General features: G+C 46.3%; 16 protein-coding genes. 10 read left to right on the plus strand and 6 right to left on the minus strand.

The features are described 5' to 3' along the window. The first annotated feature begins 134 nt into the window (after positions 1-134). From ACQY3H_RS03500 to ACQY3H_RS03520, 5 genes are read left to right on the plus strand one after another with little or no spacing between them, the layout of a single operon-like run. On the plus strand, positions 135-425 hold the full coding sequence (locus tag ACQY3H_RS03500) for a hypothetical protein (protein WP_428074917.1): 291 nt from the start codon (positions 135-137) through the stop codon (positions 423-425). A 3-nt stretch (positions 426-428) separates the two neighbouring features. Continuing rightward, complete coding sequence (locus ACQY3H_RS03505) at positions 429-1,679, plus strand: replication-associated recombination protein A (protein ID WP_428074919.1); 1,251 nt, start codon at positions 429-431, stop codon at positions 1,677-1,679. Next, positions 1,680-2,885 (plus strand): exodeoxyribonuclease VII large subunit, encoded by a 1,206-nt coding sequence (gene xseA, locus ACQY3H_RS03510; RefSeq protein WP_428074921.1) that lies wholly within the window; start codon positions 1,680-1,682, stop codon positions 2,883-2,885. 8 nt (positions 2,886-2,893) lie between these two features. Then, the gene (gene xseB, locus ACQY3H_RS03515) at positions 2,894-3,142 is read left to right on the plus strand and encodes an exodeoxyribonuclease VII small subunit (protein WP_428074923.1); all 249 of its coding nucleotides are present in this window, start codon (positions 2,894-2,896) and stop codon (positions 3,140-3,142) included. Further along, positions 3,132-3,890 carry a TlyA family RNA methyltransferase gene (locus ACQY3H_RS03520; protein ID WP_428074925.1) on the plus strand — a complete coding sequence of 253 codons (759 nt, stop codon included), beginning with the start codon at positions 3,132-3,134 and terminating at the stop codon, positions 3,888-3,890. The genes xseB and ACQY3H_RS03520 overlap by 11 nt, the downstream gene beginning before the upstream one ends. A 48-nt stretch (positions 3,891-3,938) precedes the next feature. Here ACQY3H_RS03520 and ACQY3H_RS03525 read toward each other — a convergent pair whose 3' ends face one another. Then, on the minus strand, positions 3,939-5,075 hold the full coding sequence (locus ACQY3H_RS03525; protein ID WP_428074928.1) for a trypsin-like serine protease: 1,137 nt from the start codon (positions 5,073-5,075) through the stop codon (positions 3,939-3,941). A gap of 127 nt (positions 5,076-5,202) precedes the next feature. On the opposite strand from ACQY3H_RS03525, the gene ACQY3H_RS03530 reads away from it, so the two are divergent. Then, on the plus strand, positions 5,203-5,739 hold the full coding sequence (locus ACQY3H_RS03530) for a type IV pilin protein (RefSeq protein ID WP_428074930.1): 537 nt from the start codon (positions 5,203-5,205) through the stop codon (positions 5,737-5,739). A gap of 64 nt (positions 5,740-5,803) precedes the next feature. Here the strand turns inward: ACQY3H_RS03530 and ACQY3H_RS03535 are convergent, their stop codons facing one another. Genes ACQY3H_RS03535 through ACQY3H_RS03555 form a run of 5 tightly spaced genes read right to left on the minus strand, consistent with a single transcriptional unit; the run spans position 5,804 to position 9,915 of the window. Next, positions 5,804-6,466 carry an outer membrane beta-barrel protein gene (locus ACQY3H_RS03535; RefSeq protein ID WP_428074932.1) on the minus strand — a complete coding sequence of 221 codons (663 nt, stop codon included), beginning with the start codon at positions 6,464-6,466 and terminating at the stop codon, positions 5,804-5,806. A gap of 31 nt (positions 6,467-6,497) precedes the next feature. Continuing rightward, positions 6,498-7,694: a tetratricopeptide repeat protein gene (locus ACQY3H_RS03540; RefSeq protein ID WP_428074934.1), complete on the minus strand. Its 1,197-nt coding sequence runs from the start codon at positions 7,692-7,694 to the stop codon at positions 6,498-6,500. Then, positions 7,694-8,983 carry a serine--tRNA ligase gene (gene serS / locus ACQY3H_RS03545; protein WP_428074937.1) on the minus strand — a complete coding sequence of 430 codons (1,290 nt, stop codon included), beginning with the start codon at positions 8,981-8,983 and terminating at the stop codon, positions 7,694-7,696. The genes ACQY3H_RS03540 and serS overlap by 1 nt, the downstream gene beginning before the upstream one ends. 12 nt (positions 8,984-8,995) lie before the next feature. Further along, the gene (locus ACQY3H_RS03550; RefSeq protein WP_428074939.1) at positions 8,996-9,241 is read right to left on the minus strand and encodes a hypothetical protein; all 246 of its coding nucleotides are present in this window, start codon (positions 9,239-9,241) and stop codon (positions 8,996-8,998) included. Then, on the minus strand, positions 9,238-9,915 hold the full coding sequence (locus tag ACQY3H_RS03555; RefSeq protein ID WP_428074940.1) for a CsgG/HfaB family protein: 678 nt from the start codon (positions 9,913-9,915) through the stop codon (positions 9,238-9,240). Before ACQY3H_RS03555 ends, ACQY3H_RS03550 begins: the two co-directional genes overlap by 4 nt. 52 nt (positions 9,916-9,967) lie before the next feature. Between ACQY3H_RS03555 and ACQY3H_RS03560 the strand changes: the two genes are divergently transcribed. From ACQY3H_RS03560 to ACQY3H_RS03575, 4 genes are read left to right on the plus strand one after another with little or no spacing between them, the layout of a single operon-like run. After that, positions 9,968-10,564, plus strand: coding sequence for a KdsC family phosphatase (locus ACQY3H_RS03560; protein WP_428074942.1), 597 nt, complete (start codon positions 9,968-9,970; stop codon positions 10,562-10,564). A gap of 36 nt (positions 10,565-10,600) precedes the next feature. Then, positions 10,601-11,221 carry an outer membrane protein gene (locus ACQY3H_RS03565; RefSeq protein ID WP_428074944.1) on the plus strand — a complete coding sequence of 207 codons (621 nt, stop codon included), beginning with the start codon at positions 10,601-10,603 and terminating at the stop codon, positions 11,219-11,221. A 60-nt stretch (positions 11,222-11,281) separates the two neighbouring features. Then, entirely contained in the window at positions 11,282-11,911 is a 630-nt protein-coding gene (locus ACQY3H_RS03570; protein WP_428074946.1) for an MgtC/SapB family protein, read from the plus strand. 11 nt (positions 11,912-11,922) lie between these two features. Beyond that, positions 11,923-13,047 (plus strand): DegT/DnrJ/EryC1/StrS family aminotransferase, encoded by a 1,125-nt coding sequence (locus tag ACQY3H_RS03575; RefSeq protein ID WP_428074948.1) that lies wholly within the window; start codon positions 11,923-11,925, stop codon positions 13,045-13,047. The last annotated feature ends 17 nt before the right edge of the window (positions 13,048-13,064 follow it).

Below are 13,064 nucleotides of genomic sequence, written 5' to 3' on the forward strand. Positions count from 1 at the left end.
TGCAGAAAAATTCCGTCAGGAATTTTATCGGAAGGCGATATCTGCCCGCATCTGATTTTGTTTCATAAATCGGGCGTGGCAGCAACACCAACTGCTTGGGCGCATTTGACTAAAAAAAGATACAATAAATCTATATGGCTAAAAGAGATATTGTTCAAGTTACCGTTAAAGGTATTGAGTTGGATATGGAAGGCGAAGGGCTCGGCGTGGTAGAAATGTCCGACCTGGCCGGCCGCGTAGAAGCGTACATGGACCAATTAGATGAAATTGATACGCTCAAACGCGCTTTAATGGCCGCCGTCCATTTTGCCGCCCAAAATTATACACAAACCCAAAACGAAGGCGGCAAACACAAAGAAGAAGTTTCACGCTTAAACGATTTAATTTTGAAATTCAAAAGCGCTTTAGACACACCGCAAAAATAATTTATGCACGACGAAGAAACCACCGTTCCGTTGGCCGCGCGCCAAGCGCCTAAAAAATTGGAAGATTTTGCCGGACAGCCGCATTTATTGGGAGAGGGCAAAATGCTTCGCCGTTTGCTGGAAGCGGATATGATTAAATCGGCGGTTTTCTTTGGGCCGCCCGGTTGCGGCAAAACGGCAACGGCGCGCTATATTGCCTCGCGCACGCAAGCCATCACCGTGGAACTTAATGCCGCCGCTGCCGGAGTTGCCGATATCAAAAAAGTACTCACCGAAGCCAAAGAACGCGCGCGCATGGCAACGTTTGAACAAAAACGCACACTGGTTATTTTGGACGAAATTCACCATTTTAATAAAACCCAACAAGATGTTTTACTGCCGTCCGTAGAAAAAGGCGAAATCATTTTAATCGGCATTACGACGGAAAACCCCTATTTTTATATCAACACGGCTTTACTTTCGCGTTTTTCCGTTTTTGAATTTAAGGCATTGGGCGACAAAGACTTACTTAAAATTTTACACCGCGCCGCCAAAGACGAACACGCACAAATTGACGATGATGCCGCCGAATTTTTTACCGTTCAGGCTAACGGCGACAGCCGCAAAATGTTAAATGCCGCCGAATTGGCGTTTGTTACTACGCAACCGGGCAAAGACGGAATTAAACACATTGATTTGGAAATTGCCAAAGAATGTATCCAACGCCGGCATCTCAATTACGATAAAAAAGGTGACGAACATTACGATATTATTTCCGCTTTTATTAAATCTATGCGCGGCTCGGATCCCGATGCTACCGCCTATTGGTTAGCGCGCATGCTGGAAAGCGGCGAAGATCCGCGCTTTATCGCACGGCGTATTTTAATTTGCGCCAGCGAAGACGTGGGACTCGCCGAGCCGGCCGCCATTATGATTGCACAAGCCGCCTTTTCCGCCGCCGAAGAATTAGGGATGCCGGAAGTAAGAATTCCGCTCGCCCACGCGGCCATTTATGTAGCGTGTTGCCCGAAAAGTAATTCCGCTTATTTAGCCATAGACAGCGCTTTGCAAGAAGTGCGCGAAGGGCGCTACCGCCCCGTTCCCGATCACTTGCGCTCGGGCGGCAAAAACCGCGGTTACAAATACGCGCATGATTTTCCCAATCATTACGTCAAACAATCGTATATGCCGTATCCTAAAAAATTTTTTGAACCGGGAACTCTGGGCAAAGAACCTGCCCTTATTGAACGGCTTAAAAAAATCAAAGGAGAATAAATGGAACCGGAATCTCCCTTTCGCGGACAAGTTTTTACCGTTACCGCCATTACGCTTGCCGTCAAGCAAATGTTAGAAGGCGTGTTTCGCGGTATTTTTGTGGAAGGGGAAGTAAGCAATTTACGCACCGCCGCCAGCGGACACATATATTTTGATTTGAAAGACCGCGAAGCCTTACTTTCCGGCGTGATGTTTAGGTGGGATGCCAAAAAATACGGCGACCAATTACAAGAAGGTATGCAAGTGCGCGTAGGCGGTGATTTTTCGTGTTACGCCAAGCAAGGCCGCTATCAAATTGCCGCTAAAACCGCCGAACTTTTAACCAAGGGAAACCTATTTGCGGAATTTGAAAAACTTAAAAAGAAATTAGAAAGCGAAGGACTTTTTGCCCCCGAACATAAACAAGAAATTCCCGCTTATCCGCAACGAATTGCCGTTATTACTTCGCCTACCGGAGCCGCCGTGCGGGATATTTTATCCGTGTTAAAACGGCGCAGCCCGCATTTGGAAATTTTAATTATTCCTACGCTGGTGCAAGGGGACGAAGCCGCCCCGCAAATTGCGCAAGCCGTGGAAGATGCCAACCACTTTACCCCCAAGCCCGACGTCATTTTGCTGGGCCGCGGCGGCGGAAGTTTGGAAGATTTATGGGCCTTTAACGAAGAAATCGTTGCGCGCGCTATTTTCAAAAGCAAAATTCCGGTCATCTCGTGCGTCGGGCACGAAGTAGATTTTACGATTGCCGATTTCGTGGCCGACTTGCGCGCACCAACACCGTCAGCCGCCGCGGAACTCGTTGTAAAAAATTCGCAAAACACGCAAGAACATATTGCCGATTTGCAAAAACGTCTGTTACAAGCCGTTCATTTATTTTACGAACGTGCCAAACGCCGCTATGATTTGGCAGTTAACTCGCCTGTTTTTAAGCGTCCGTCGGTGCTTACGCAAGAAAAAGAATTGCAATTAGATGATTTGACTTCCCGTTTAGAAACCGCTTATGCACAAAAAACTACGCAATTTGAAACGCGTTTGGAACTTGCTACACAGAAACTCAACGCGCTTGGCCCGCAAGCCGTATTAAAGCGCGGGTACAGTATCACACGCAAAAAAGACGGCTCGGTCATCAGCCGCGTCGGGCAAACGCAAAGCGGCGAAGAAATTTATGTGCAAGTACAAGACGGTATGATTTATACGCAAGTCAAGTGAGGTATTTTATGGCAACAAAGTTTAACTTTGAAAAACAACTTTCGCGTTTGGAAGAAATCGTCGCGAAATTAGAAGAAGAACAAACCGATTTGGACGCTTCGGTCAAATTGTTTGAAGAAGGCGTCGTGCTTTCCAAAGAACTCGCGCAAAAGTTGGAAACGGTTAAGTTCAAAGTAGAAGAACTTAAAAAGAAAGGGGCTGAAATGTTCACAGAACCTTTTGATACGGAACTCGCGGAAAATACCGATGGCGAATAAAAAATTACGTTTGGATATGGCCCTTGTAGAGCAAGGTTTTTTTGCAAGCAGAAACCGTGCGCAAGCGTCTATTATGGCAGGCGAAGTGCTTGTCAACGGCGAGGTAGATACCCGCGCCGACCGAACGATTTTGCCGGAAGATAAAATTTCTCTCAAAGAAAAATCTTGCCCTTATGTCTCGCGCGGCGGCTTAAAATTAGCGGGCGCACTGAAACATTGGGACATTTCTGTTAAAGATAAAGTGTGTGTAGATATCGGCGTAGCCACCGGCGGATTTAGTGATTGTATGATTCAGGCCGGGGCCAAAGAAGTGTACGGCGTGGACGTGGGCAAAGGACAACTGGCTGACGAAATGCGCCGTTATAAAAATTTTCATTTTAAGCCGGAAACAAACGCCCGCTATATGACGGCCGATTTGTTTGAAACCGCCCCGCAGTTTGCTGCAGTAGATGTCTCTTTTATTTCCTTAACTATGATTATGGAACCCTTATTTAAGGTGATGGCAGATAAAAGCGAAATCGTTTTCTTAATTAAACCGCAATTTGAACTCTCCCCTAAACAAGTACCGCACGGTATTGTAAAAACCGACGAAAACCGCCAACTGGCTATCAAACGTGTGAACGATTTCTTTGACAGTATAAAAGAAAAATACGGCGGCGAGTCGGGCGAAGTAATAGAAAGCCCGATAAAGGGCACGCACGGAAATACCGAATTTTTGTGGCACGTGAAGTTAAATAAACAAAGTTAAAAAAAGCGCGGAAAAAATTCCGCGCTTTTTACATACGTTACAGTAAAATTACGGTTGCGTCCGTTGAGTAGCGGCTTCTTCGCCGGCCACCGAACGCACACAAAGCCCTTTCTTGTAATCTGTACCCATATAACGCTTTAAGAAAGCGACGAAATCATCCGTAAGAAGCGCGGTACGTTCCGTGTTGGGGCCGTCGCTACCGCTGCCGAAGCCGACCACATATCCGTTAATGATCCGCGAAGTGCCGGACATTCCCCCCACCGCCGTTCCTATCCAACGCACCGTATGATCATCGTTGGGCGTAATTTGCTCATAGGTAAAATTAAAGACAACCGGCAATTTACGTCTTGTTTCGGGATAGGGGCCTTCTGGCTCAAACCAAAAACTTTTACCCGTTCTGCCGGCCAGTTCCAAGCGGGCGCTTTCCGGGCTGAACGTCATGAAATGATAATCGTCCAGCGGTTGGCGCAAAAAGCGTTTTTTATCGTTTATCTTGCGGGCCATTTGATCGCGCGTCGCCATTTGCATAGAATCAAGAGTATTTATAGTTTGTTCAGACGGTAAAGACGCGGTCGCTTTTTTCATCTGGGCATATTGGGTATCTAATTGTTTTAGATTTTCCGTCATTAAAGAAAGCATCTTGTCTTGTTTATCAAACCCGATAAGCGCAATATCGTCCGCATGGCCGTAAGGGCTATCTTCGGCATAGCCGTTACGGTAAAAATAAATCGTTGCGTTAGCCGGCATATTGGCTTGCGGCTGCGAAAGGCTGACGCGCCATACCCCGTTAGGTTGTTGCTCTACTCCGGCGACCACTCTGGGATTGGTATTGGTGCCGAAACCCACCACACAATGTGCGGCCGTTACAATCCAACGCGAATGATAATGCAAGCCGGAACAAACAGCAAAATGAACCCCTCCGTTGTTATCTTTCGTCGTCATATCCAATGCCACAATGTTAGTAGAAACTTCCGTTCCGGGATAAGCATATTTAATCGTAAAAGGATCATCTAGCGGAGACGTTTTCTTTTGGGCATTTTTTGCCGGTTGTTGCACGCGTCCGGCAACAGACCGCACCGGCGAATCTGCCTTCTTCAAAACAGGGATTTCTGTTTTGGCCTGAACAGCGGACAGCGCAAACAGTACGTTAAAAAGTATGAAATAAAATTTCTTCCGGTTTTTCATAAACACTCCTTTTGTTTTTATATTCTAACATACTAGTGGTAAAAATCAAGGCCGTCTCTCTACTGAACATCCTTGAAAAATCAAGAAAAAAAGACCATACTATTAGTAGCAGTAAAAGGAGATTTTTATGAATAACAAAGCATTTACGTTAATAGAACTTTTAGTTGTTGTGCTGATTATCGGCATTTTAGCGGCGGTGGCTGTACCACAGTATCAAAAAGCCGTTTGGAAAAGCCGCACGGCCCAATTATATGCCGCAGTTAAAGCAATCACTACGGCTCAAGAAACTTACTTTATGGCTAACGGAACGTATGCCACACGGTTTGATGAGTTGGATATTGCCTTTGATAATTTAACAACAGCGGACGCGAGTACTACGGGATACGCCACTTCTTCAACCGATGCCATCAGAAAAACCGACTACATGGAGTTGGTTCTTAATAACAATTCTCCCCAAGGGGTTTGGTCTACCGCCGTATTTAATAAGGCCCCCTATTCCGGACAGGGCATTGTATTTGTCCACCAAGGGACGAGTTCTTATGAGAAAAAGTTTTTCTGCGCGGAAGAAACTTCCACTTCTCCCGCCGGAAAATTCTGTAAAAAGGTCATGGGAATATCTGCTTCTCCCACTACTTATTTAGGAGTACGCTTATATCCTTTATAAGGATGCTATAACCAAAATAAAACCGCCCCCGTTTTACGGGAGCGGTTTTTGCTGAATCTTTTAATTAGAAACGGTAACTGGCTTTGAAGGCAACAGAAAGATAACTGTAATCTTTCTTTCCGGCGCCATCGCCATCTACTTTTCTCATCATTTTATCGGTATCATAGGTAAATGCATTGTAGCGCGCTTCGCCGCCCAGCGACCAGTTGCCTTGCCCGAGGTCAATTTCAAACCCCAAGCCGACAAACCACCCAAACGAATTATAGGAAGCACTTTCTGTGCGTTCCCATCCGCCGACCGTTTCTTTAATACTTTGCGTGGCAGAGGTCAACCCCGCTCCAAACGGAATATAAAAACGAGTGCGTTCTTGGGGATTTAAGTTCGCACGGAAAGACGCCATCAAGTTAAACACGTTCATCGCATTTTCCATTTCGGTTTTGACACCCAAAACCGTAACGTCATCCTCTTCGCCGGCAAAAACGCCATCATTTATTTCTACACCGACGCCGAAATATTCAGACGGGAAAAACATATACGATGCGCCGAAGGTAGCGCCAAACGTACCCCAATCCACATCGTTTCCGTCAAATTGCCAACCGGATTTTTGTAACCCTGCGCCAAAACCAACAGTTCCACTGACCATTTGGTCACCGGCATTGATACCTTCCGCAAAAGACAAGGTACCTAAGCAAAAAACAGCACACAACACAGCAAGTAGTTTTTTCATGGTTTCTCCTTAATGTTAATTTTTTACAAATTTAATTGGCCTGCGGGGGCAACGGACCCACGCCGGTTTCCGGTACTACATAGGGTTTTTTTAATAAACTTTTGGCTTGTTCGTCAAATCCCCATTTATCTTTGAATGATAGCACATATTGATATTGTTTGCGCGCTTTTTCGCGTTCGCCTAAAATATCATACACTTGCCCCAATCGCAGTTCGTTCCACACGCCCCAGCGGCTGGGTTCTTGATTTTTAACGGCTTGCCGGCCTTGTTCAAAAAGGTCGCGGGCAGCCTCAAAATTTCCTTGAGCCATTTGCACCGTTCCCAAAGCGGTGTAGGCGCGGGAAATATAAATGTCTTTATAAAATTGGCTATGCCCGATTTGGTCTAAAAAATATTGGGCTTGCGCGGTAACATCGTTGTAATGGCCCGTTTCATACAGACAAATTACTTCCACATAATGCATCAGCGGATTGGTGGGATATTTGGCGCGCAATTCGCGGATAAACTCCAGCGATTTTTGCGGATTATAAAATTTACTGCCGCGCGTATTTTGCACTTCAATTAAAATCAGTTTAGCACTATCGGAAGTGAACATGGCTTTTTGGCGCGCCATATTTAATTGGCGGACGCCTTCGTCCGGATCGCCTTTGATAGCCACAATTTTGGCAAGGACTTTAATAACCGTGGGCAGCGTTCCCGCGAAATACTGATAAATTCCCAACCCGAAAAAGGCATCATAATACGACGGATCTAACGCCAACGATTTTTCTAAATTGTTAATTGCGCGGCGGCCGGAAAAATAGGCAACGACCCAATTGCGGTTTCGCATGGAAAATAACGCGCGAAGCCCATACAAAGCACCGATACCCATATAAGCATTAGGGTCATCGGGGTGAGTTTTAATCCAACGTTTAATACCGGCAATAGAATCGTCTAAAATTTTTTCAAAGACTTTGCGTTGTTTATCGTCGCTGGTTTCAAACTCGTACTCGTAGCGGCTCCACGCAATCATCGCATTACCGAAGTGCGCAAACGGATGATCGGGGTACGCGTCAAATACTTCTTGAATGTTTTTTTGGGCGGTGGGATAATCTAAACTATACACGCCGTTGATGCCTTGTGTAGCGTGGAGCATCACATCGGGCGGCAGTTTGATTTCCGCGCGAAGCGGCAAAACGGTGTTGGCCGTCAGCCACAACGCGAGAACGATTTTCCCCCACTTACGCATTATTTTTTGGCCTCAATTTTATCTGCACCGAAGTACGGGCGCAAGGCTTTAGGGATAATGACAGAGCCGTCGGCCTGTTGGAAGTTTTCCAAAATAGCCGCGAAAGTGCGCCCGACAGCAAGCCCGCTGCCGTTTAAGGTATGGACATATTCCTGTTTGCCTTGTGCGTTTTTATAGCGAAGCCCCATGCGGCGGGCTTGGAAATCCAAACAGTTAGAGCAAGACGAAATCTCACGGAATTTATTTTCGCTGGGCATCCAGACTTCAATATCATACGTTTTTGCCGACGAAAAGCCAATATCTCCGCTGCAAAGTTCCACGACGTGGTACGGAATTTCCAACGCTTTCAAAACATCTTGTGCGTCGGACACCATTTGCTCTAACATTTCGTACGAATTTTCCGGCTTGGAAAGCATCACGAGTTCCACTTTGTCAAATTGGTGATTGCGAATTAACCCGCGCGTATCTTTGCCGTACGTGCCCGATTCTTTTCTAAAACACGGGGAATAAGCCGTCAGTTTAATCGGCAATTCTTCTTCCGGCACAATGCGGATGCGGTTTAAGTTCGTCAGCGGAATTTCCGCCGTGGAAATTAAAAATTGTTTCGGCTCGCCGGTCAGTTCATACATATCTTCGCGGAATTTGGGCAACTGGCCGGTACCGATTAAAATATCTTCGTTCACAATAACCGGCGGCAAAATTTCCGTATATCCTTTTTTAGCGTGCATATCTAACATAAACGAAATAATCGCACGTTCCAACCGCGCCCCTTGCCCCTTGAAAAGTGCAAAGCGGCTACCGGACAAAGCAGCGGCGGCTTCAAAATCTAAAATGCCTAATTTTTCGCCGACGGCTTGGTGGTCAAGCGGCTTGAAATCAAATTTCGGCAAGGGCAAAGAACAAGGGATATATTCCGGGTTATCCGCGTCACTAACGCCGACGGGAATTTTCTCGTTAGGCATATTGGGAATAGACAAAAGCAAATCGTTCACTTCCTTTTTAAGCGGCTCTAAAGCGGCTTCTTTTTCAGCCATTTCCGCTTTGATTTTGCCTACTTCTGCCATCGCGGTTTTGGCGGCTTCGTCGCCTTGTTCTTTTTTGATTTTACCGATAGATTTAGAAAGTTCGTTGCGTTTGGCGCGCAATTCTTCCACACGGGCTAGTACGGTTTTGTACGACGTATATTTGGCTAAAACTTCATCAATTTGTCCGGCAAGTTCGGGCTTGCGCAAAGACAAACGCTTTTTAAATTCTTCGGGTTTTGCAACGATTTGTTTAATGTCTAACATATAATCCTCTTGTTAATCAGTTTCTAAATGAATTACATACGGCTCCGGAAACAACGGACGATATGGTTTTAATTTGGATACGGCATATTCCATTCCGTACGTCGTTAAAAGCCGCACGCTTATAGGCGCAAAAGCACTCTGCCCGGCAATTAGAACTCCTACCGTTAGCACAACGACCACTATGGCTATTTTTACGGTACCGAAAAATACCTTACAAACAAAAGCAATGGCTTGTTGGGCAAAGGGTGTCTGTGTCATTTTTGTTGTTGCTGTTTGGCTAATTCTTTACGAAAACTTTTGACTAATTTACGCGCCAAGCGATCCGCCGCTTCTACCGGATTGGAAGACGTATCATCCGCCGAACCAACCCATACGATTTCTGCCGTTTCCACATCTATCATTTTGGCAATCAAACCGATATGACCGTCAATGGTATAGGTCGTAGGGCGCACATCGGACGAGCGGGAAACTTCCGTTCCCACGTTACGCAAATATCCGGCGTATGTTCCGTCCGGGCGGCGCACCACTTCTTGCTGATAAATGGGGCGCGTTTTAAGTTGGCGTTGCGCAGTAAGTGCTAACTCCGTACGCGCCGGTGTATAATTGCTAACTTCCCCCACCAACAATACATCCACGCCTAAAATTTTTCCGATTTCGCGCGTAGTTTGCGGCGACAAATACCCGGACACGGCAATGTGGTGTTCGCCTAAAATGCTTTCCAGTTGCGCGCGTTCTACCACCTTAAAACCGCTTTCTAATAAGTATTTGGCAAATAAATTTTCCGCTCCTTGCATTGTTTGCCAAGGGCTGTCAAACGCCATAATACCGATGCGGTGCATTTGCGAAAAATCATACGTCGGGCTGATGACCGTTTTGGGCATACACCCCGCTAGCAAACATAACACCGCTAAAATTCCGGCTATTTTCTTCATACGCTTATTATATAATTTTTCAAGTTATCTCTATAAAAGATATAATAAATATATGAGTGAACTTTCCCCCCTTTTCATCCAAAAAGCAAAAAACTTGCGTGTGTTACTTACCGACGTGGACGGCGTGATGACGGATAGCACTCTCAGTTTTTTTACCGACCATGACGGCACCGTACGCGAGATTAAACATTTTGAATCTTTAGACGGCATGGGCCTGATGTATTTGGCCCATTGCGGAATTAAAACCGGTATTATTTCACGCGGAGCCAGCCCGACACTGGAGTATTGGGCAGCAATTTTGGGAATGGACTTTTTGTTTTATAATACACCGGTTAAACACCACGCACTGGACTATTTACAAGCCAAGTTTGGCGTTCGCCCCGAAGAAACGGCTTTTATCGGAGACGATTTAATCGATTTGGGTGTAATAGACCGGGTGGGACTTCCGTTAGCGGTAGAAAACAGTATCCCCGAAGTGAAAGAGCGTGCCCTTTATGTAAGCCAACGCCATGGCGGAAGCGGCGCCGTACGCGATATTGCCGAACAAATTTTGAAAGCCCGCGGTGAATGGGATCGCGTGGTAGAAGAAAACCGTCAAGGAACTTTCCAAAGTCCTAAGCGACAATTACATATTGTAAAAGGGTTGTAAAATTTTTACAATATAAGCAAGGAGAAAACAAACCCTATGAAAAAACTATTAGCATTATGTGCGTTACTTATCGCCGTACCTGCCGTAGCGCAAGATTACTACGGTTTACAAGAATACGGCCTTCGCAAAAACACGACCCGCGTAGAAATGTACGGAGGCGTGGCTTTGCCCCAAGATAATTGGCAAAAAAACGGCTTTGATTTAGGAACCACCGGTTTTACGGCCGGGCTCGGGTTCACCCGCAATTTGGTGCCTTTCTTCGGCTTAGGGTTGGACGGGAACTATGCCCAACTCGGTGATGGTGAAAAAAATGCCGCCGGCGATTATTATCGTACCGGTGTAGTCACCGGGCTCGTAACGGGACGTTTTAGTTTCTTCCCCTCGCAAGCCACCCGTGTATATATTCCGTTTGGTGCGGGGTTAGCCCATACGTTTGTACGCCAAAAATTGGCGGCAGGCGGACACGTTACCACCGACGGAACCGGCTTGGCCAACATGTTAGGTGCCGGGTTAGAATTTGACTTAGACGACAGTTTGGTTTTCGGTGTAGAAGGCCGCTACTACTACATCAAAACGGCTGACGAAGTAAAAGACACCTTCGGACGCGGGCATTATCACCATATATTAGTAATGCTTAAATTAGGTTGCCGTTTCTAATTCATCAAAAAATGACATCCGCCGCTTTTATGCGGCGGATTTTTTTTGTAGGATAATAGTATGGAAGAAATGTTCTTAAAAGTATTTTTGGCGCTAGTCTTAGGCGGAGCCTTAGGTATGGAACGCCAATACCACGACAAACCCGCCGGTTATGCCACCAACTGTTTGATTTGCTTGGGGGCGCTTTTGTTCACAATCTTGTCTGAACAAATGGGCCACTTGGGCGGCGACCCGGGACGTATTGCCGCGCAAGTAGTAACGGGGTTGGGTTTTATCGGTGCGGGCTCTATCCTGCGCGACGGAAACAAAATCTCCGGCTTAACTACTGCCGCCAGTGTATGGGTGGTGGCGGCTATTGGTATGGCTATCGGTTACGGACAATATGTTTGGGCCACGTTAACCGCCTGCGCCATTTTAATTCTGCAATTCGGTATGCGCCGTACCATCGGGTTCGTGGAATTTCTCAAGCACTACGATACCATTTATCTGACCTGTGAGCCGCGCTGGGAAGTGGTAGAAAACATCACCGCTGCCATTGAAAAGCATAATGTTAAAGTGCTCAAACAAGAAATTACCAAACAAGATAATCAATTTCACTTGAGCCTTGTGGCCACCTTCACCGGAAAAGAATTTTGCAAAATTACGAAAGAACTTTTGGAAATGCCGGAAGTTCATAGTTTGTATAAATAGGAGTTTTTAATATGGAAGAAAAACCGATACCGCTCTTTAATCTCAAAGAACAACACGATAGTTTGAAAGAACAAATCAACGCGGCCGCCGCCGAAGCATTAAATTCCATGCATTGGTTGCTCGGCCCGCAAACCGAAAAATTTGAAGAAGAATTTGCAAAAACTATCGGCGTGAAACATTGTATTACCTGCTCGTCGGGCGCAAGTGCCATTCAAATTGCACTCAAAGCCGCCGGCATCGGCCCGGGGGACGAAGTAATCACTACTCCGTTTACGTTTATTGCTACGACTTCATCCGTATCGTTAACGGGCGCACAATTTGTATTTGCCGACATTGACCCCCACACCTACAATATAGATGTTACCGATGTAGAACGCAAAATCACGAAAAAAACAAAAGCCATTTTGCCCGTCCACTTGTATGGATATCCGGCCAATATGGACGCGATTATGCACTTGGCTAACGAACATGGCTTAAAAGTAATTGAAGACTGCGCCCAAGCCCATTTGGCTACTTGCGACGGCGTGATGGTAGGCGGCATCGGTGATGCAGGATGCTTTAGTTTCTATCCGAGTAAAAATTTAGGGGCTTGTGGGGATGCGGGTTGTATTACCACCAACGATGACGAAATCGCCAACCGCTGCCGCTCGTTACGTCACAGCGGGCGCGCGTTAGGCAAAGCCTATGAATATGATTTGGAAGGCTCTACCTTGCGTATGGACGAAATTCAAGCCGCTATTTTGCGCGTGAAATTACCGCATTTGGAAGAATGGACGGAAAAACGCCGCAAAGCCGCTGCATGGTATGAAGAAGGGCTCTCCGGTGTGCCAGTAATGTTACCGCCGACTCCCCCCGCCGGCTCGTCGCAATCGTACTATGTATTTACGATTCGCGCCGAACGACGCGACGAACTGCAAGCGTATTTGAAAGAACATAATATCGGCTCTGCCGTATATTATCCGGTACCGCTTTATAAGCAACCGGCCTATGCTCACTTGGGCTTAAAAGCGTCCGATTATCCCAACGCGGAAAAGGCCGCACAAGAAGTGCTGTCTATCCCGATGTTCCCGGAAATCACACAAGAACAAGTGATGCGCGTGTGCGACACCATCCGCGCGTTTTACGAAGAAAAATAAACTATAACAAAGTAGTT

It is taken from the genome of Candidatus Avelusimicrobium luingense (assembly GCF_902757105.1).
GTDB lineage: Bacteria > Elusimicrobiota > Elusimicrobia > Elusimicrobiales > Elusimicrobiaceae > Avelusimicrobium > Avelusimicrobium luingense.

Coding starts and splice junctions, on each gene's coding strand:
- ACQY3H_RS03500 (WP_428074917.1), top strand. CDS start 135: ATGGCTAAAAGAGATATTGTTCAAGTTACCGTTAAAGGTATTGAGTTG.
- ACQY3H_RS03505 (WP_428074919.1), top strand. CDS start 429: ATGCACGACGAAGAAACCACCGTTCCGTTGGCCGCGCGCCAAGCGCCT.
- xseA (WP_428074921.1), top strand. CDS start 1,680: ATGGAACCGGAATCTCCCTTTCGCGGACAAGTTTTTACCGTTACCGCC.
- xseB (WP_428074923.1), top strand. CDS start 2,894: ATGGCAACAAAGTTTAACTTTGAAAAACAACTTTCGCGTTTGGAAGAA.
- ACQY3H_RS03520 (WP_428074925.1), top strand. CDS start 3,132: ATGGCGAATAAAAAATTACGTTTGGATATGGCCCTTGTAGAGCAAGGT.
- ACQY3H_RS03525 (WP_428074928.1), bottom strand. CDS start 5,075: ATGAAAAACCGGAAGAAATTTTATTTCATACTTTTTAACGTACTGTTT.
- ACQY3H_RS03530 (WP_428074930.1), top strand. CDS start 5,203: ATGAATAACAAAGCATTTACGTTAATAGAACTTTTAGTTGTTGTGCTG.
- ACQY3H_RS03535 (WP_428074932.1), bottom strand. CDS start 6,466: ATGAAAAAACTACTTGCTGTGTTGTGTGCTGTTTTTTGCTTAGGTACC.
- ACQY3H_RS03540 (WP_428074934.1), bottom strand. CDS start 7,694: ATGCGTAAGTGGGGGAAAATCGTTCTCGCGTTGTGGCTGACGGCCAAC.
- serS (WP_428074937.1), bottom strand. CDS start 8,983: ATGTTAGACATTAAACAAATCGTTGCAAAACCCGAAGAATTTAAAAAG.
- ACQY3H_RS03550 (WP_428074939.1), bottom strand. CDS start 9,241: ATGACACAGACACCCTTTGCCCAACAAGCCATTGCTTTTGTTTGTAAG.
- ACQY3H_RS03555 (WP_428074940.1), bottom strand. CDS start 9,915: ATGAAGAAAATAGCCGGAATTTTAGCGGTGTTATGTTTGCTAGCGGGG.
- ACQY3H_RS03560 (WP_428074942.1), top strand. CDS start 9,968: ATGAGTGAACTTTCCCCCCTTTTCATCCAAAAAGCAAAAAACTTGCGT.
- ACQY3H_RS03565 (WP_428074944.1), top strand. CDS start 10,601: ATGAAAAAACTATTAGCATTATGTGCGTTACTTATCGCCGTACCTGCC.
- ACQY3H_RS03570 (WP_428074946.1), top strand. CDS start 11,282: ATGGAAGAAATGTTCTTAAAAGTATTTTTGGCGCTAGTCTTAGGCGGA.
- ACQY3H_RS03575 (WP_428074948.1), top strand. CDS start 11,923: ATGGAAGAAAAACCGATACCGCTCTTTAATCTCAAAGAACAACACGAT.